The organism is Idiomarina sp. HB, assembly GCF_048059115.1.
GTDB lineage: Bacteria > Pseudomonadota > Gammaproteobacteria > Enterobacterales > Alteromonadaceae > Idiomarina > Idiomarina abyssalis.
Genome location: NZ_JAYLVU010000004.1, coordinates 202,929 through 221,300, shown reverse-complemented (window position 1 = coordinate 221,300; position 18,372 = coordinate 202,929). Strand labels below are relative to the sequence as shown.

Here is an 18,372-nt window from a genome sequence, read left to right as displayed (position 1 = left end):
GTGGCAAACTCACTTAATCACCACTTCATTGTAACTGTCATCGGCGATCTTATCGCCGATGAGCTCTCCAGAATGCGTCCGGCTGAAAGCGAGCACTGGAAGCGCCGTCAGTGGCACGAAGACGATTATTTGATATCGAAAAACCAGGTCACAAAGGACGATGGCGACGAAGCTGTTGCGGTAGACTCCCTGGAAAGGCTTGCTCTGGCCGGGCGGGTTGTCCAGTTTTTCCACATGGGAGACAGCGGAGTCGAGGACTATCTCTTACGTCGCCACAGTCTGTCCGAATGGGCTGAAGTGGTGCTTAAGTCACGACAAGTTCACTCTCAAAATCTAACCGTAACGACTTCTGGCAGTACAGGACAACCTAAGGCTTGTGAACACTCATGGAGCACTTTGGTTGAGGAAGCTCATGCGTTTATACGTATTTTTAATAATGAATACGACATATCGCCTAACAGAGTCGTCTCCTTAGTTCCCAGCCATCACATTTATGGCTTCCTGTTTACTGTGTTATTACCTAATCTCGTCGATATTCCCGTTATAAGAGGGTTCAAAGCCTATAGCCATGTTCGTAACGGCGGCTTGCGTGCCGGCGACATCGTTGTTGGCTTTCCCGAGTTATTGACTCAGCTTTCTACAGAGATCCCGCCATTACCGCCTGGAGTGCTTTTTATGAGTTCAACGGGTCACTGCCCACCAGGCACATTGCACCAGCTCTACTCTATGGGTGCTGCAAGAACTGTCGAGGTTTACGGTAGTTCAGAAACTGCAGGTGTGGGTTATCGCAGCGAGCCAGAGGATAATTATCGTTTGCTTCCCCGCTGGCGCAGCCACGACAGCAATCCTCAGTGTATCGTTGACAGGCAGACGCTATTAACCTTTGATTTACCGGATAGCGCAGCTTGGAAAAACGACAGTGAATTTCAGATTAAAGGGCGTGTTGATAAAGCTATTTCAATACGGGGAACCAATGTATTTCCCGACCATGTTGCTGATTGTCTACGCCAGCACCCTGATATTGCTGATGCCACTGTCAGGCCACTCGTAGCGGACGAAGGAACAGGCTTAAAGGCGTTTATTGTTTTACAAAGGCATTCTGAAAACGCCATGACTGAGCAAAGTCTAAAAAACTGGCTAAGTGAACGTTTACTTGCGGCCGAAGTCCCTCAGCACATCAGCTTTGGTAAGCAGTTACCGCTTAATACCATGGGCAAGGCCTGTGACTGGGCTATCGATAAACCTTAAGCGACTCAATTAATGCAGCGCTCTGACGAGTACATCGTCAAAGCGTAGATCCGTTACCTGGGCACATTCCAAAGCAGTTTTATGCTTTACATTCTGTTGTGTTAACTGCTCCCGAACAGAGTTCAGACACTCATTATTACGATCAGCAGAAAGAGTCGACATAAGCACAACAATAAGGCCATTCCCTAAGCTACCCGGAATGTCGTAATCACGAATGCTATTACGCAATATATGGCTTGTCGCTTTTAACGTCGCAACATCATCAGCCACTTTTACAACAAGAACGTAATATTGGTATTCGGAATGCGCCTGAAATAGACTAAAGCGGCGTTGCAATGACTGCAGCATAAGGCGCCGATTGTAAAACCCCGTGTTCTCATCGCTGCCCCCCGTTTGTCGTAACTTCAATTCAAGTTCTTTGTAGTCGGTAATATCCTGAGTGGTGCCAAAAATAATTTCCTGACCATTGTCATTCGTCCGGTAAATACCAGATTCCCGTAACCATCGAATTTCGCCGTCCGCTAACATGATGCGATGCTCCACGTCCCGCGCACCGGACTGCTTAACCGCTTCAATAGCTTCAGTCAGCGCTTGTCTGTCTTCCGGGTGGGTCTTATCCATAACCAATGCTAAAGACGGTTTGGTTTTTGCTTTATTCAGACCATGTAAGTCGTACATAGTATCGGACCATTTAGACAACCCGGTTTTTAAATCCAGCTGCCAATGACCCAGTCCCCCGACTCGTTCAGCTAACATTAAATTCCGCTGGTTCTCTTCAGCTTTCAGTTCCAGCATTTTTCGTTCGGTAATGTCGAGCATTTGCCCATTCCACAAGGTGCTGCCGTCATCTTGTTGAATCGTTACCGCGTGTCCGTATATCCAGGCTTCTTTACCGTTTCTAATCACACGGTATTCTTTTATCCAGCGGTATTTGTAACGGGCGGAGTCGTGCATACTTTTCAGTACCGACTGTAAGTCATCGGGGTGGATAATGTTGCTGAGCAAATTAATATCGTGACTCAATGCCTCGGCGGAACATCCGAAAATAGCTTCCACGCCCTGGCTCACATAGTTAAATTTTAATTCCCCGTCTGGCGAACGTTCAAGTTGGTAAAGAGCGCCTGGAACAGCATTTGCTAAGAGCTCTAAATTCACGCGGCTTTTATCAGTATTCATAACGACTAAGTCACTTTTTATCTACTGCAACAACAGTGCTCATAATACCGCAGTGGCCAGAAACTAAACAGCAAATTAATACAAAGTGACCCATTACAAATCTTTCTGAGTAGTCTATATATAAATAAATCTTAGAAAAAACAGGAGCTTTTATGTCGGCCGAAAAGAGCAAATGGCATTCTGCGATTTTAGTGCCAGTATTTCTCCCTGCGGTAATCGTTATTGCACTGCTGGTTATAGGCACTTTGAGTGCGCCTGACAAAGCCGGGGAGCTATTCGACTGGACATTAGCAGGCATTACTGACAATTTCGGTTGGTTTTATATGCTGGCAGTTGCACTGTTTCTTATATTCATTATTGGTGTGGCTGTTTCCAATTGGGGCAAGATTAAACTAGGTCCCGACCATTGCGAGCCGGAATACAGCTTTACCTCCTGGTTTGCCATGCTGTTCTCGGCTGGGTACGGCATTGCATTGCTCTTTTTCGGCGTGTCCGAACCCATATTACATTATGCAGAGCCTCCTGCAGGAGCGGCTGAAACAGTCAGTTCAGCCAAGCAGGCCATGCAAATTGCCTACTTCCATTGGGGCTTCCATATTTGGGCCATTTATGGCCTGGTAGGCCTGGTGTTGGCTTACTTTTCTTTTCGCCATGGGTTACCGCTTACCATGCGCTCAACCCTTTATCCGCTTATTGGCGACAGAATAAATGGGCCTATTGGGCATACCATAGATACGTTCGCCATTCTCAGCACCATGTTTGGTATTGCAACGACTCTGGGGCTGTCCGTTATTCAGATTAACGCAGGGCTCAATTATCTATGGGAGGATATCCCCGTCGGCACCATGGTTCAGGTTATTTCCATTGGACTCATTACTCTAGCCGCTATTGCTTCAGTGGTGGCCGGTATGGACAAAGGGATAAAACGGTTATCACTGCTTAACATGACCCTGGTGGTCTTCTTGCTTCTGTTTGTTTTCGCGGTAGGACCAACAATACATATCCTGGAAACTTTCCTGCAAAACACCGGAGCTTATTTAAGTGGCATTGTGGAGCGGACCTTTAACCTACAAGCTTATGAACGCAGCGACTGGATTGGCAACTGGACCTTATTTATATTTGGCTGGACCATTGCCTGGGCGCCTTTTGTCGGATTGTTTATTGCAAAAATAAGCCGCGGCCGCACCATTCGCCAATTTGTTTTCGGGGTCATGCTGGTGCCTACGATATTTACTTTCTTCTGGTTCGCAGTGTTTGGCGACACCGCACTCAACATGATAATGAACGAGGGTTATACAACCTTAATCTCAGAAGTTCAGGACAACCAGGCAGTCGCACTGTTTAAGCTTTACGAAAACCTGCCAATGACCAGCATATTGAGCTTTCTGACCGTACTTTTAATTATTACCTTCTTCGTAACGTCGTCAGATTCCGGTTCACTGGTCATTGATTCCCTATCTTCTGGCGGCATGATGGAAACGCCTACATGGCAGCGTGTTTTCTGGGCCAGTACGGAAGGTATTGTTGCAGCTGTATTGCTTGTAGCAGGTGGTCTGGGAGCTCTGCAAACGGCGGCTATTACCAGCGCCTTACCCTTTGCCGTCATTATATTGATATCAGCAGTGGGCATGTGGCGTGCTCTGGTCATTGAAGGGTACCAGTCCAATAGTCTCCAGAGTCACCGTCATTCTCACCGCCGTGGTGTTAACGAAGGCCCGGACTATTGGAAAAAACGTCTGGCCGGGCTGGTAGATTTCCCGAAGAAGGAGCCGGTACTGGACTTTATTAGCGGGCCTGCCACAGAGAGTCTTAAAAATGTTCGTGACGAACTGAAAGGCCAGGACTGGCCTGCTGAATTCAGGGCTGATGACGAACACAACCGAATTATCCTTAGTGTTGAACGAAAAGATGATCTCGATTTTGCTTATGAGATTCGTTTAAGAGACTATCTGTTACCAGAGTTTGCCTTAACTAATGACAAAAATAGAGAAATTTACTATCGGGCAGAGGTTTTCCTTAGACAAGGTGGTCAGTCGTACGATCTCTATGGTTATGAGACAACAGATATTATCAACGACGTGATCAATCAATTTGAGAACTACCTTCATTTTCGTCATCATAGTCCAGGTGTCTTACCCTGGGATCTTGAGAAACATGACGAGGACTTGAACGACGACCTTGAGACAAAGAAGTAAAAGGAGTGTAAAAGGTCGCTCTACGGAGCGGCCTTTCAGTGGTCGGACTGTTGATAGTACGAGACATGTGCGAGAATAGCCGTATTATCAGTATGGAGTTTAATGGTCACTATGGAACGTGTTGATACACCTACTCAGAAGCTGGCACCTATGCCAAGCATGCTGTTGCGCTCACTGCTAACCTTGCAGCGCAGTGACGAGTCTGAGGCCGAATCAGAGACTTTATGCAAAAGTTACTCTATTCCTGCGCCTACAGAAAAACACCTGAGTCGTTATCATCAAGCGTTTAATGGTTTTGTCAGCGATGTCCCTTTAGCTATGCTTTACTGTATAGCCCAAAGAGCACATCTTTCTCAAATGCTGGATGACAGTTTTCCCTGGCCCGCACCCGGTCTCGTTCATGTCAGCAATAAAATCGAACGACATCAGGTTATTTCTGCACAAGCTCCTTTTCAACTGATTTCAAAAGTCAAAGTCCCTAAACGTGGCCCTGATGTTTCTCCACGCCGTTTGCGTCCGCAGTTCGTGGTGGAGTTTTGGCAAAACAACGAAAAAGTAGCCACCTGTTCCAGTGTCTATCAGGTCATGAGTGGCCAAAGCCAGGCTCCCTCGAAAAAAGCAGCAACACCGATAAAGCCATTTGAACCGGAAGCTGGCTGGGAAAACATCAGCCATTGGCAGTTGGGCAGCGGTATGGGCAGGCGTTACGCGAGAATTTCCGGTGACTTTAACCCGATTCATCTGCACCCTCTGGTATCGCGCTGGTTTGGGTTTGAGAAGCCTATTATCCATGGCATGTACATGATGGCGAGAGCTCAGGCTGAACTTGAAAAGCGCCAGCAAAAAGCCGTTACTTATATTGACGTTACGTTCAAACGACCCGTTATTTTACCGGCTCGGGTACAGCTCTGGGCATCAGAAGAAGAGGATAAAACCAAATACGAAGTAAGAAGCAGCGATCATGTTTCCTTAAAACTAGAAGGGTCAGTCCGTTTCGACTGACCCTTAAAAAGACTTATTGGTGTTTATAAACCTTACCGTCTTTCATCACAAAACTGACATTTTGCAATAAGGTAACATCGTCCAACGGGTTTCCTTTTACAGCCACGATATCCGCTAGTTTACCTTCTTCAATGTGACCAATATCATCATTTTTAAGCAGCTTGGCAGCTATGGAAGTTGCTGACTGAATCGCTTCAGCTTCGGGGACACCTGCTTCTACCATGTATTGGAATTCTAACGCGTTATCACCGTGAGCGGATACGCCACTATCGGTACCAAATGCGAAATTAACCCCTGCTTTATAGGCTTTTGCAAAAGTGTCCTGAATTTTAGGGCCTATTTCGCGCGCTTTCGGTCTGACAACGTCCGGAAAGTAACCATCAATTTCCGCTTTTTCAGCAACAAACTTGCCGGCCAGAATGGTGGGTACCAGATAGGTTCCGTGCTCTTTCATAGCCGCTATTACTTCGTCATCCATGTAAGTACCATGCTCTACCGAAGTAATGCCGGCTTTCACTGCCCGCAGCATACCTGCTTTACCATGGGCATGTGCTGCAACATGAAAGTTGTAGTCATTGGCAATATCAACCAGACCTTTTAGCTCTTCGTCAGTAAACTGAGGGTTGTCGCCGCTGCTGGCCATACTCAAAACACCGCCGGTTGCGGTAATTTTGATAAAGTCAGCACCATCTTTGTAGTGCTGACGTACTGCTTCGCGAGCATCTGCGGCACTATTAATAACACCATCTTTAGGCGTCGGACGCCCCATCAGTTCTTCTTTCCAGCCGTTTGTCGGGTCAGCATGTCCACCGGTCGTTGCTAAAGATTTCCCTGCGGAATAAATTCTTGGCCCGTCAACCACACCAGCATTTACCGCATTACGTAAGGCAATAGTGACGTTGTCGGAGTCGCCCGGGTTTCTTACCGTTGTGAAGCCAGCTTCCAAGGTTTTCATGCCATAGTGTTGAGCTTTCAAAGCAAGATCAGCAGGGTTCTCAGTAAACTGTTTTATGTAAGAGTCAGGCCCGGACTGGCCATCAAGATGAACGTGTAAATCAATCAAGCCAGGCAGACAGGTATGTGCGCTTAAATCCGTAACCGAAGCATCACCGCCGGGGGCATTCACTTTAACGGCAGTAATTTTGTTGTCAGTGACTTCAATATAGCGCTCACCGGCAAGACGACCGCTTTCACTGTCAAACACATTTCCGCAATGCAGCCAGTCACCAGCCTGAGCGGTGTGTCCTGCTAACGCTACCGTTAAACCTATAGCTATTTTCTTCAACATACTTCCCCCTGATTTTATTTTACTCTTTATGGTCTGTGATACTCCGAACCGTTACGAATTGCAACGCCAGCGATCACTATTGCGACCAAAGGTTAATCTTTATCGACAGTTACCTGAATTGGGGTTCCCCAGAGCTCTCTAATTTCAGACTCATGTTTCAACAACGAAGCTAAGGTGTAATTCGACAGGAAGTTGTAGAAGGTTTCTTTGCCTTGGTTGATTAAGCTTTTCAACTCACAGACAGGAAATATAGCGCACTCGGGCTTATGGCAGTCTATCCAGTATTCATCGCCTTCCAGTCGCCTAATCACTTGATCAAGACGTACATCGGCAGGGTCAACCGCCAGTAAAAAACCTCCGTTTTTGCCACGGCGAGTTTCTATCAGCCCCTCTTTCCCAAGCTGATGAACCACCTTATTTAAATGATTTCTTGGCACGTTAAATATGCCACTTAACTCATCGATGGTGACTCTTTCATTGTCTTCTTTCGCTGCCAGATACATCAGCACTCGCAAGCCGTAGTCTGTATACTTTTTTAATTGCATGCGTGCGTATTACCTTTATCGGGGTTCTTGTTTAAAGACCAGTTGACGACCGCCACGAGTGCTCAATATCAGGCGCTCCTTATCATCAATATTCACTTGATAAACACGCTCGAGTACATCGCTAAACTCACGCGACAAAGCGTTGGCTGTATCACTACAGGCCATTTTCGTGCTGCCTGTTAAGCGGATCTGCGCAAGCTCGCCACCCATGTTGTAATGTCCAAAGTAGCGATTGCACCCATTAAAGCCCGCCAGTTGATTGTCCTCTAAAAACTGGATGGTGGCAGGTTTGGACTGAATTGCATGCCCCTCAAACTCTGATAATTCCCAGCTGACGCCCTGAAGCAACCATTCGCTGTCTCCGCCACATCCAGAATACATCCGGTCAGACTCCTGTAAGTCCACCTGATAAGGATATAAACGGCCACTCATTGAATCGCGACATAACCGGTCAATAACAATCAGGTGTTTATCTGTGGTCGACTCTATACGCCATTCGTAAGGCTGGGTTGATACCACTTGCGCAGGTTTTAAATCGATAATGGCTTCGCTTTCCGGGGTTGTTAAGGCCATATGCTGAGGGTTTACTGCCACTTGCCAGAAGGGTTCATTACCTTTAGCAGTAAAGTGTTTGGGCAAGGCCCCCTGTTCCACACATAGCGGCATGTCCTGGCCACGCCAGGTAATATCTGCTTCGTTACCCTTACTCCAGAACTCAGTGACAGGTTCGTTATCATTTGAATAACGGGCTCCTGAACCGCTCACCGCTTGTGTCAGCAGTTCTTGCTCAGATCCATAACTTAACAGCAAACCTTGCTCTTGCTGCAATACACTCAATTCACTCGCACCACATTGGTAAGCAACGGGTGCCTTCTCTGCTGGCGATACAAGCGCACAGCCTGACAGCAGTGTTGCAGCGAAAAGAGAGAGACTTCCTTTTACGGTGATACCGGGCATACTTGCCATCCTGTTATTTTTAACTGTTAAGATAAGATTCTATAGTATGTGCTGGTGATTGCACTAACTCCTCAAACTCATTTTGAGTAATAGGCCTGGAAAATAAAAAGCCCTGACCTTCGTTACATGCCATTTGCACTAAAAGCTTAGCTTGCTCAACTGTTTCAATGCCTTCTGCAACAATTGAGCATTTAAAATTGTGAGCCATTAACACGATAGTACCTACCAGCTGTTGGTCCGATGAATTGCTCACTAAGTTCATGACAAAACTACGGTCAATTTTAATCACGCTAATTGGTAAATTCCGCAAATAAGACAATGATGAATAGCCCGTACCAAAATCATCCATCGCTACGGTAACTCCCGCTCGCGTCAGTACTTCCAGTTCATGCTGGACTTTCTTCAGGTTCTGCATGACCGCAGATTCCGTGATTTCCACCTGTACCTGTTTGGGCTCGACCTTGTGACGTTGGCAACACTCCAGAAGATCCGAAGCAAAAGTTCCAGTTACCATCTGTTGAGGGGACACATTTATTGCCAACACAAAACTGCCATCAACAATGTTCTGTTGACGCCATTTCGCCAGCTGTTTTATCGCATGTTCAGCAACCCAGTCTCCTATCGCTCTGATATCACCGGTTTGCTCCGCCAATGGGATAAACAGCGCGGGCGATATGAACCCCTTTTCTATGTGTTGCCAACGAAGTAATGCCTCTGCGCTGGTTATCTTACCGGTAACTAAGTCGTACTTAGGCTGGAAAAACAACTGAAGATCATCGGCTTCTAAGGCTGCTCTCAAGTCGTTTCGTAAACTAATACGATCAGCCAAATCACGATGCAGCTCGTCAGAAAATAGCCCGACAGGTGGTGTTCCTTTCTTTGGTAAAGCCAGGGAAGCCTGACGTATCAGTTCATCCGGCTCTATATTATTGTCCAGAGTAGAGCTTATTCCGGCCCGGGCAGCGATAGTGATAAGTAAGGTTTCGTAATCGTGATCGCCGCTGGCAACATCAACCAGTCTATGCCCTTTACGCATGAGTTCGGCATCTAACTGCGCTTCAAACACGACAACATATTCCTGTTGCCCCCAGCTACCAATGAAGCTGCGGGCTGGTGCTTTACTTTGTAATAACAGCGCCAGTTCACGCGTAAAAGCTTCGGCCAAAGGGTAACCATGCAACTGAGCAACTTCTTCAAGTTCATCAATAACCAGAAAAACAACGCTACAGCCTTTATCGGAGCGCACCATTGCATTAACTTCCTGCAGAATTGCCCGTCGGTTAGGTAACCCGGTTAGCATGTCCTCAAGAACGAGCTCTTCAAGCTCCGCCGAGCGTTTACTTGCAATGGCTTCGTAAAATAACGACGCATCTCGTCTCGCCTGCGAACGATAATGGACCTGCAAAATGTTACGCAGTCGCTGTAAAATTTCTTCGTTATCAAAGGGCTTAGTTAAAAAGTCGGTAGCACCCAATTCAAGTGACCGGAGCCGCGTTTCTTTATCGCCCTGAGCTGTCAACATAACCATTGGCGGAGCATCATCGCCATAAGTTTGTTTCATATGTTTAAGTACTTCAGCACCATTCAACTCCGGCATTCTGTAATCTAACAGAATAAGATCCGGTTTAAATGAGGCCATTTTTTCATCAATGAGCCTGGGAGTTTGTATTCCTTCAATATACTGGTACCCAGCTTCTTCTAATAATGCGATGAGAAGCTCAATGTTGGTGTGATTATCATCAACAATCAGTACTCTGGCATTAGCAATATCCTTCGCTGACAAAGCATATCCTTCTATCTTTCGATTCTATTAACTAATTCCTTACGTAACTTTTCTAAAAACCGATGAGTTGGATCAAAAAAACACTAAAACTATTATTGCGAATCATTCTTATTTTAATTATCATTCTCGCCGCTTAATTCATTGAAACTGAAATTACTTTTCAAAAAAGGTCAATCGAGTCCGTTATGAAAAAAACGATCTTAGCTAGCACCATACTCACAGCTCTGGCAGCTCCGGCTTTAGCAAATACCGCTGTCGATACAGATATCGAGCAAATTAAAATTATTGGCAGTAAAACAGAAGCCCGCAATGTTGCCGGCTCAAGCGCCGTTATTGACGAAGAGCAGATGCGCATTGAAGTTCCGAGCGACATCAACCAACTGATGAAAACCATTCCGGGCATTTATGTCCGTGAAGAAGACGGCCAGGGCCTGCGTCCTAACATTGGCATCCGTGCCGCAACAGCTGGTCGTGTCAGTAAGGTCACTTTGCTGGAAGACGGCGTTATGATGGCTCCGGCGCCTTATTCAAACCCGGCGGCCTACTACTTCCCGACTACCTTCCGTATGTCATCCGTTGAAGTATTAAAAGGCGCTCCTTTACTGCGTTACGGCCCACAGACAACCGGCGGCGTTTTAAACCTGGTAACAACACCTATTCCAGAAGACTTTGGCGGACAAGTTCTGACTCAGTTTGGCGAAAACAGCAGCCGTGATATTCATGCTCATGTTGGTGGCACTGAAGGTCAATGGGGCTTTTTATTAGAAACCGTTCAACGCAGCAGCGACGGCTTCAAAGAAATTGACCGCAGCAGCCGCGACGCCGGTTTTGATATTGAAGACTATGTTGCAAAACTTCAGTGGACTGGCGAGCGCCAGAGCCTGTTGGCCAAAGTTCAATATTCAGAAGAAGTCTCGAACGAAACTTATCTCGGTTTGACCGATGCCGATTTCGCTCAGGATGAAAACCGCCGTTATGGCCTTTCTGAAATTGATCAGATGGATAACTCCCACAAAGGCTACAGCTTAAACTATGCGTTTGAAGCGACGGATAATCTGACTTTTAATATTTTAAGCTACTACAACGACTATGCTCGCAACTGGTTCAAACTGGATGGCGGTAATGCATACGTCAGTGCGGCTAACAGCGGTGACGCCGATGCATTAGCTATTTTGCAAGGCACTCAGGATGAAGCCGGTCTGAACTACAAAAACAACAACCGAGCTTATGAATCTAAAGGCATTGAAGCTAATGCTCAGTTTGCTTTAGGGACTCATAACCTTGAAGTGGGTGTTCGTGACCACAGCGACGAAATGGACCGTTTCCAGCCGGTTGAAATTTATGATCAGGTTAACGGCAGCCTTGTATACCAAGCCGAAGTTATGCCTACTGGCGGCAACAACCGTCTGGAAGGCGCTGATGCAGTCAGCTTCTGGCTGACAGACCAGTGGCAGGCAACCGAAGACCTTAACGTCCACTTTGCACTGCGTTATGAAGACGTTGAGTCTTATCGTTACCAGTTTGCTGACACGGCTCGCGAGCAACTGGACAGTACTCGTTCAAACGACAGCGATGAATGGTTACCAGGCGTATCCTTCACTTATGACGTGAACGATAACTGGCAGGTACTGGCAGGCGCTCATAAAGGCTTTTCGCCTTTAGGCGGCGGTGCGAAGGACTTCCAGGAACCAGAAACCAGTAACAACTACGAAGCCGGTGTTCGTTTTAATCAAGGTTCTTTCTTTGCAGAAGCCATTGGTTTCTACAGCGACTTTAGCGACACCACACAGCAGTGTTCAATTGCTAACCCATGTGACAATGGCGCTGAATCAGGCTCTTATGTGTTGGGTGAATCAACGGTAGCCGGTCTGGAATTACAGGCAAGCAATACCTTTGAATTGGGTCAGTTCCTTATGCCAGTTGATTTGGCTTACACCTACACCAAAGGTGAAATCAGTCAGGACAACGCGGTGACAGGTTTAATGGACGGCGATGAACTGAATGACATTCCGCAGAATACCTTCAGTGTTCGCGTTGCGCTAGATAACAACAAAGGCTGGGTAAACTATGTGGTCGGTAAATACATTGACGAAATGTGCGTCTCTGTTGGCTGTAACCGCGACAACAGCCGTTTCAACAAAACCGAATCACTGTTTGTGACCGACTTTGTCAGCCGTTATGAAGTCGACAACAACATGGCGGTTTATTTCAAAGTTGAGAACCTGTTCGATCAGCAGAAAATTGTTGCTCGCTCACCACATGGTGCGCGTCCTAACAAACCTCAAACAGCTTCTTTAGGTGTGGAATACACTTTCTAAAAACCAATCCCTCCCTGGATTTGTTATGGCCCCATTCTTATGGGGCCATTTTTTTTGGCTTATTGGGCTAAGCTGATCAGGTAATCCGCTAACGCACCCATGCCCGTTTTCTTAACACCGGCTTCACGCTCGGCACTTTGATTATAGTTGGTATTGGTATTCACATCGTAAACGTACAGTTCGCCTTTTGCATCTTCAATAAACTCAATGCCGGCCACATCAATATCATTGGCCTTCAAGAATGCTTCCAGCGCAAAAGTAATTTCATGGTCATTAAAGCGCTGTGTAATAGTGAATTTATTGGGTTGATTGTTCTCAGCAGGTGCTTCATTGGTTGGGCAAAACGCATCATCCACACTGCACACATCGGCCGGGCATAGCTCAAAGCCTTGCTCAGTGTTCACGTTAACCGCGTAAATAAATTTCTGCCCGACAAATTCGCTGCGAGTGATATGTGGTTGCTTTGGTTTAATGTATTCCTGTAACAGCCAGATGCCATCTAACGGCTCTTCATAATCATCGCTGTCGATATAGCTCTTTAAGCCAGCGACATCGTCAAACTTAATAACGCCTAAACCTTTACCCCCGCGATTAGGCTTTAAAATCAGCGGCCACTCGGCAAACTTTTCAGCCGCTTCTGTTAGCAGATCTTTTCCGACCACTGCCTGCGTTTTAGGTACGTTAAGGCCTGCTTTTTGTAACGCCGCATATTGCGACAGCTTACACACTTCCAGTGCCAGCACCCGGGAGCCATTAACCACGGTTCGGTTACTGTTTTCCAGCCAGGTTAATGCCATGCGAGTCAGCTCCGGTGCAAACCGATGGCCCCTTGTGTGCGAGGAGGCACTCATACGGTTATAGTAAACCGCATCTTCCGGAAGCTCGGAAAAAGGTATCACTCCCGTATCCAGGAACCATTCTTTGGCTTCTACGCCGCGCTTTTCAAACTCTGCTCTTAGCGGCACCAGCCACTCTTCATTTTCGTGCAGAATAACAATATCTCGCATGTATACCTCTTAGCGTCTCAGCTGATGTATCAGCAGAACTACGACAATAAAAATGATGCCCGACAACAGCACCTGCCACGGCACAAAAACAGCCAGTCCAAGACAGCTGGCCAAACCTATTATGGATACCCACTTTGGCACAAAACGATCACTCTTTGTGACTTTCAATGCGGCCAAATTCGTAATGCCATAATACACTAAAACCGTGAAGGCACTGAACGACCATGCGGTCTTTATATCACCAATTGCGACCAACACCAGCATGACAATACAAGTTAGCCAGGTTGCCGGTGGTGCCGATGTCTGTTGGTCATTTAAATTGGCAAAGCGCATGGGTAAATCGGCGCGGCGGCCCATAGCCAGAATCACCCGCGATACCCCTAAAATTAAGTTCAGAATAACTCCGCCCATAGCAACCACTGCACCAACGGTCACTAACCATTGTACAGGTCCGCTCGGCAGCAAACTTGCCAGAGAGAAATGCTCCGCCTGAAAGTTCGCTATACTGGGAAAACGCAGCAGAGCATTCCCCACTCCCAGATACAGAAGCGTCACAACCGCCAGAGTTAAAACAACGGCCAGAGGAATAACCCGACGTGGGTTTTGCACTTCTTCCCCCATGGTGGCAATACGTCCGTAGCCGGTGTAGGCAACAAAGAGTAAAGCTGAAGCTTGTAGTACCTGCCACCACTTAACAGACGGCCGCTCTAGCATTACAGCCGTTTGCTGATGGCCTGTAACAATAAAGGCCAGCAGAGCAATTATGCTCAGTGTGACAATGGCGGCGTTAACCCAATTTGTGCGCTTAACGCCCCCCAGTACTAATAACGTAAACAGCACCAATACCGCAGCCGCTATCCACTGCGCTAAATAGTCCGGTATTGCCGTGGCATTGGTCACATACCAGCCTACCGCCAGCGCAGCGGTTGCCGCTGAAGCACTTTTTGCTACCACGAACAAACTACCCGCCGTTACACCATAAGCCGGAGTCAGAAACCGATAGCCATACTCGTAGGTGCCTCCACTGACGGAATGAGCAGAAGCCAGCTGCGCGGAAGACAAGCCATTACATAAGGCCGTCACCGCCGCAGTGAGAATTGCCCATAAAACGGCACCACCGGCAATATCCGCACCAATACCCACACTCACGAACGCACCGGTACCTAAAATGGAACCAAGCCCCAAAACAATGGCACCCGCGAGCGAGGTAGAGCGAACCAACTGCTGATTCATGCTATCCCCTTTAATCTTTCGTTGCTGATTCAGTCACTTCTCTATTATCTTACAGGGTAAAAGATGAAATGGATGTGACAACCTATTAATGAAACATTTAGCACTGGGCCCGATTACAGCACTTATCGTATTGCTCACGACGCAATTGGCGAACATGCCATTACCTGCCGCGCTTACTTTAAGCACTGTGGTCTGGGTAGCCTGGTGGTGGGTAACCGAGTGCATCCCCTTACCTGTCACCTCATTACTCCCTTTCGTCTTGCTTCCGGCCTTCGGGGTTATCGACACACAAACAGCCGCAGGCGCTTTAGGCGACAATATTATCCTCTTGTTCATGGGCGCCTTTATGTTGGCCAAAGCCGTTGAAGCCAGTGGTGTTCATAAGCGCATGGCTCTTTCTTTGGTTGCACGCATTGGTGCTGACAATGGCCGCAAAGTGGTTATTTCCTTTATGGCGGCGACCGCCTTTCTGTCCATGTGGATATCGAACACGGCAGGTGTGCTGGCACTTTTGCCTGTCGCGTTAGCATTGGCCGATGCCAGCGACGATGAAAACTTCCAACGGGCTCTGCTGTTAGGCCTGGCCTACGCCGGCTCACTTGGCGGTATCGCTACTTTAGTAGGAACACCACCGAACCTGATTTTTGCGTCTATCTACCAGAACATTACCGGCGTAGAGTTCAGTTTCACCCGCTGGCTGGGCATTGGTTTACCCATGGTTTTATTAGGTTTACCTGTTATTGCACTTTGGTTAACCCGCAACGTCAAATTATCAAAGCCACTTGAGTTACCAACCACCAGTGAAATGACAACCTATGAGAAGCGTGTGCTCATGGTGTTCGGTACCGTCGTCGTTTTGTGGATAACACGTACCGCACCCTTTGGCGGCTGGACCGGCTTACTGGGCATTGGCAGCCTCAATGACGCGACCGTTGCACTGGCCGGTGTAGTTGCCATGTTCGTTATTCCAACCGGAAAAGTTAAACGCGAGAAGCTATTAAACTGGCCACTGGCAAAAGATATTCCCTGGGGCATTTTATTGCTGTTTGCCGGCGGTATTTGCTTAGCCCGTGGCGTTATGGAAAGTGGTTTGGGCGAAATTATTGGCCAGTCACTTACCGCATTAGGCGTGCTGCCGTTATGGTTACTTATTTTTGTGTTAGCGCTGACCGTGTCCTTCGTAACAGAAGTCACCTCTAATACAGCAACCGCCACCTTACTGATGCCCATTCTTGCAGCAACGGCAACAGCACTTGAATTACCCATTGAGTTACTCATGATACCTGCGGTTATTGCCTGCAGTTGCGCGTTTTGCATGCCGGTAGCCACACCACCAAACTCCATTGTTTTTGCTTCTAATCGGGTCACCATAAAAGCCATGGCCAGAGAGGGTGTGGTGCTTAATATTTTGCTAGCCATTGTCACGACACTGGTGGTACTAATTTTTGTCTAGTGCGCCCGAGTCGGTGACAGGCTATAATCACCCGCTTTCATCCCCTAGAAAGGACTTGATATGAGCGATTTCCCAGCCTGCCCGGAGTGTAATTCCAGCTTTACCTACCACGACGGAACTTTACTCATTTGCCCTGAATGCGGACACGAATGGTCCGAAAACGAACCTGAAGCGGCTGACGATGCGCCATCCTTTCGTGACTCTAACGGCACACCATTGGAAGACGGCGACACCGTCACAGTGATTAAAGATCTTAAAATTAAAGGGTCATCTTCGGTGGTTAAAGTAGGCACCAAAGTTAAAAATATTCGTCTCATTGACGGCGATCATGACATTGACTGCAAAATTGACGGCATTGGTGCAATGAAACTGAAATCTGAATTTGTTAAAAAGGTCTGAAACCGGATACCGGAACTTATTATGAAAACCCTATTGATTGTCTGCCTCGTTCTTTTTTCGTCATTTACATTTGGCAAAAGTAACGAACAAACCCTGGTGCTCATTTCAATAGACGGCTTTCGTCATGACTATATTGAAAAGCACGATGCGAAAAATATTGCCAAGCTTGCTCAGGAAGGCGTCCGCAGCAAGGGGTTAATACCGGTTTATCCGTCCAAAACCTTTCCTAATCACCTGTCTATTATTACAGGCCGTTATCCGACCAAGCATGGTTTGGTCGATAATAACTTTTACGATACCGAGCGCCAGCAAAAGTACAGTATGGCCGACGGCTTAGAAGACAGCAGTTGGATAACCGCGTTGCCTTTGTGGAACCTTGCCGAGTTTCAGGGAGTAAAAGCAGCCACTTTCTTCTGGCCTGAATCCGATGCCCGCATAAATGGCCGGACACCCAGTTATTTTTATCATTACAGTCACCCGGTTCCTAACCGCCAGCGAATCGAACAAATCATCGACTGGCTCAAGCTACCGGAAAAAGCTCGTCCACGGCTGGTTACCGGCTACTTTTCCGTCGTTGACACCATGGGTCATCGTTTCGGACCAGACTCGAAACAAGTAAAAGGGGCCGTTCAGCACATAGACGAGCTCATTGGAGAATTGTGGCGCAAATTACAGACAGAAGTGGATGCTTCCGTGAATTTAGTGCTGGTTTCTGATCATGGCATGGCTCCGATACTAGCCGACAAAATGATAGAAGTTGATGATCTGAACATTGACTCTGATCGGTTTACCGTCATTAACGCACAAACCCGTTTGCTGATTTATGCTAAAGAAAATACGTCAGAGCAACACATTGAGTCGCTCCGTCAACGTTTAAAACAAACAAGGGAACAGCCATTTTATATAGAAACAGAAAGCGCACTTGCACAGCGACACTTTGTTAATAGCCCTCGTGTGCCGGCTATCGTGCTTGCAACCGACGCACCAAACAGCTTTGCTACCCGACCAGCTGAGGAACGCTCTGATGGAGGTACTCACGGGTATTACGGCACTCGCGATATGGATGGGTTATTTGTTGCCACCGGCAACGCCTTTAATAAGGGACAAAGCATTGAGCGTTTTGAAAACATTCATATTTACCCAATGCTGGCAGAATTACTGGGGTTAGAGACTCTCACGGAAATTGATGGCCGGGCGGAAGTGCTCCGGCCAATTCTCGAAACTCATTAATCAGCATCAGGTTGCGGTGTTTTCATGAACACCGCGACGATTGCCGCCGTAATAGCCCCAATGACTAAAGCAAAAATCATTGACTGAACAATATAACTACTAAGCTGAAAATAAACCTCAGCTTGTTCTGCACTCATTTCGCCTTGAGTTACTGAAAAATTGCTCACATTTTCAAAGTAATCAGGCGAAATAATGACATGGGTTATCCACTGGCTAATTGGCGTCAAAATAGCCACCACAACAGCAATTATCAAACCGCTTACAAACCCCTGCTTCCAAGTCATCGATCCATTTAGATCCTTTTCGCGTTTTTCTCTCAGTGCCAGTACATAAATAGCAATAGCAATGAGTGCAAAGAAGTTGGTATAGGTTGCGTGGTAAGCAATATAGTTGTCATGCAGACCGACTAATCTTTCCATTAACATCCACAACAAACCTGCAATGGTGAAGATAATGCCCCACTTTATTTCTGTTTTTCGTTGTTTAAGCATTTTGTACTAACCTTTTGTAAAGATCCCTAAAAACAATAGCCTTATTA

15 protein-coding genes are annotated in these 18,372 nt (G+C 47.0%); 7 read left to right on the top strand and 8 right to left on the bottom strand.

The genetic code is table 11. The features are described 5' to 3' along the window. Entirely contained in the window at positions 1-1,248 is a 1,248-nt protein-coding gene (locus VBY75_RS12095) for an AMP-binding protein (protein WP_199493785.1), read from the top strand. A 9-nt stretch (positions 1,249-1,257) separates the two neighbouring features. Here VBY75_RS12095 and VBY75_RS12090 read toward each other — a convergent pair whose 3' ends face one another. After that, positions 1,258-2,424, bottom strand: coding sequence for a PAS domain-containing protein (locus VBY75_RS12090; RefSeq protein WP_416512735.1), 1,167 nt, complete (start codon positions 2,422-2,424; stop codon positions 1,258-1,260). Between the two features lie 152 nt (positions 2,425-2,576). Between VBY75_RS12090 and VBY75_RS12085 the strand changes: the two genes are divergently transcribed. After that, a complete protein-coding gene (locus VBY75_RS12085) occupies positions 2,577-4,619 on the top strand; it encodes a BCCT family transporter (RefSeq protein WP_416512733.1) in 2,043 nt (680 codons plus the stop codon). A 102-nt stretch (positions 4,620-4,721) separates the two neighbouring features. Next, positions 4,722-5,621 (top strand): MaoC family dehydratase, encoded by a 900-nt coding sequence (locus VBY75_RS12080; protein ID WP_234972492.1) that lies wholly within the window; start codon positions 4,722-4,724, stop codon positions 5,619-5,621. 13 nt (positions 5,622-5,634) lie between these two features. Here the strand turns inward: VBY75_RS12080 and VBY75_RS12075 are convergent, their stop codons facing one another. From VBY75_RS12075 to VBY75_RS12060, 4 genes are all read right to left on the bottom strand, one after another. Further along, positions 5,635-6,909 carry an amidohydrolase family protein gene (locus tag VBY75_RS12075; protein WP_416512730.1) on the bottom strand — a complete coding sequence of 425 codons (1,275 nt, stop codon included), beginning with the start codon at positions 6,907-6,909 and terminating at the stop codon, positions 5,635-5,637. A gap of 92 nt (positions 6,910-7,001) precedes the next feature. Next, positions 7,002-7,454, bottom strand: coding sequence for an RrF2 family transcriptional regulator (locus VBY75_RS12070; protein ID WP_054490078.1), 453 nt, complete (start codon positions 7,452-7,454; stop codon positions 7,002-7,004). 15 nt (positions 7,455-7,469) lie between these two features. Then, positions 7,470-8,411, bottom strand: coding sequence for an META domain-containing protein (locus VBY75_RS12065; protein WP_222235905.1), 942 nt, complete (start codon positions 8,409-8,411; stop codon positions 7,470-7,472). Between the two features lie 19 nt (positions 8,412-8,430). Continuing rightward, positions 8,431-10,194 carry a putative bifunctional diguanylate cyclase/phosphodiesterase gene (locus VBY75_RS12060; protein ID WP_416512727.1) on the bottom strand — a complete coding sequence of 588 codons (1,764 nt, stop codon included), beginning with the start codon at positions 10,192-10,194 and terminating at the stop codon, positions 8,431-8,433. 185 nt (positions 10,195-10,379) lie between these two features. Here VBY75_RS12060 and VBY75_RS12055 point away from each other — a divergent pair, with 185 nt between their 5' ends. Next, entirely contained in the window at positions 10,380-12,512 is a 2,133-nt protein-coding gene (locus VBY75_RS12055; RefSeq protein ID WP_222235907.1) for a TonB-dependent receptor family protein, read from the top strand. A gap of 59 nt (positions 12,513-12,571) precedes the next feature. Here VBY75_RS12055 and VBY75_RS12050 read toward each other — a convergent pair whose 3' ends face one another. Beyond that, positions 12,572-13,519 carry an ATP-grasp domain-containing protein gene (locus VBY75_RS12050; protein WP_416512725.1) on the bottom strand — a complete coding sequence of 316 codons (948 nt, stop codon included), beginning with the start codon at positions 13,517-13,519 and terminating at the stop codon, positions 12,572-12,574. 9 nt (positions 13,520-13,528) lie between these two features. Then, entirely contained in the window at positions 13,529-14,752 is a 1,224-nt protein-coding gene (locus VBY75_RS12045) for an APC family permease (protein ID WP_416512723.1), read from the bottom strand. Positions 14,753-14,840: 88 nt separating this feature from the next. Between VBY75_RS12045 and VBY75_RS12040 the strand changes: the two genes are divergently transcribed. Genes VBY75_RS12040 through VBY75_RS12030 form a run of 3 tightly spaced genes read left to right on the top strand, consistent with a single transcriptional unit; the run spans position 14,841 to position 17,834 of the window. Next, the gene (locus VBY75_RS12040; protein ID WP_054490066.1) at positions 14,841-16,205 is read left to right on the top strand and encodes an SLC13 family permease; all 1,365 of its coding nucleotides are present in this window, start codon (positions 14,841-14,843) and stop codon (positions 16,203-16,205) included. A gap of 60 nt (positions 16,206-16,265) precedes the next feature. Continuing rightward, positions 16,266-16,604 carry a zinc ribbon domain-containing protein YjdM gene (locus tag VBY75_RS12035; protein WP_054490064.1) on the top strand — a complete coding sequence of 113 codons (339 nt, stop codon included), beginning with the start codon at positions 16,266-16,268 and terminating at the stop codon, positions 16,602-16,604. A gap of 21 nt (positions 16,605-16,625) precedes the next feature. Further along, a complete protein-coding gene (locus VBY75_RS12030) occupies positions 16,626-17,834 on the top strand; it encodes an ectonucleotide pyrophosphatase/phosphodiesterase (protein ID WP_416512720.1) in 1,209 nt (402 codons plus the stop codon). Here VBY75_RS12030 and VBY75_RS12025 read toward each other — a convergent pair. Continuing rightward, the gene (locus VBY75_RS12025) at positions 17,831-18,325 is read right to left on the bottom strand and encodes a DUF4199 domain-containing protein (RefSeq protein ID WP_054490060.1); all 495 of its coding nucleotides are present in this window, start codon (positions 18,323-18,325) and stop codon (positions 17,831-17,833) included. The two genes, VBY75_RS12030 and VBY75_RS12025, sit on opposite strands and share 4 nt — an antisense overlap. Positions 18,326-18,372 lie beyond the last annotated feature (47 nt).

Excerpts from the sequence above, each read along its gene's own strand:
- VBY75_RS12090 (WP_416512735.1), bottom strand. The coding sequence starts at position 2,424 with ATGAATACTGATAAAAGCCGCGTGAATTTAGAGCTCTTAGCAAATGCT.
- VBY75_RS12085 (WP_416512733.1), top strand. The coding sequence starts at position 2,577 with ATGTCGGCCGAAAAGAGCAAATGGCATTCTGCGATTTTAGTGCCAGTA.
- VBY75_RS12080 (WP_234972492.1), top strand. The coding sequence starts at position 4,722 with ATGGTCACTATGGAACGTGTTGATACACCTACTCAGAAGCTGGCACCT.
- VBY75_RS12075 (WP_416512730.1), bottom strand. The coding sequence starts at position 6,909 with ATGTTGAAGAAAATAGCTATAGGTTTAACGGTAGCGTTAGCAGGACAC.
- VBY75_RS12070 (WP_054490078.1), bottom strand. The coding sequence starts at position 7,454 with ATGCAATTAAAAAAGTATACAGACTACGGCTTGCGAGTGCTGATGTAT.
- VBY75_RS12065 (WP_222235905.1), bottom strand. The coding sequence starts at position 8,411 with ATGCCCGGTATCACCGTAAAAGGAAGTCTCTCTCTTTTCGCTGCAACA.
- VBY75_RS12055 (WP_222235907.1), top strand. The coding sequence starts at position 10,380 with ATGAAAAAAACGATCTTAGCTAGCACCATACTCACAGCTCTGGCAGCT.
- VBY75_RS12050 (WP_416512725.1), bottom strand. The coding sequence starts at position 13,519 with ATGCGAGATATTGTTATTCTGCACGAAAATGAAGAGTGGCTGGTGCCG.
- VBY75_RS12045 (WP_416512723.1), bottom strand. The coding sequence starts at position 14,752 with ATGAATCAGCAGTTGGTTCGCTCTACCTCGCTCGCGGGTGCCATTGTT.
- VBY75_RS12040 (WP_054490066.1), top strand. The coding sequence starts at position 14,841 with ATGAAACATTTAGCACTGGGCCCGATTACAGCACTTATCGTATTGCTC.
- VBY75_RS12035 (WP_054490064.1), top strand. The coding sequence starts at position 16,266 with ATGAGCGATTTCCCAGCCTGCCCGGAGTGTAATTCCAGCTTTACCTAC.
- VBY75_RS12030 (WP_416512720.1), top strand. The coding sequence starts at position 16,626 with ATGAAAACCCTATTGATTGTCTGCCTCGTTCTTTTTTCGTCATTTACA.
- VBY75_RS12025 (WP_054490060.1), bottom strand. The coding sequence starts at position 18,325 with ATGCTTAAACAACGAAAAACAGAAATAAAGTGGGGCATTATCTTCACC.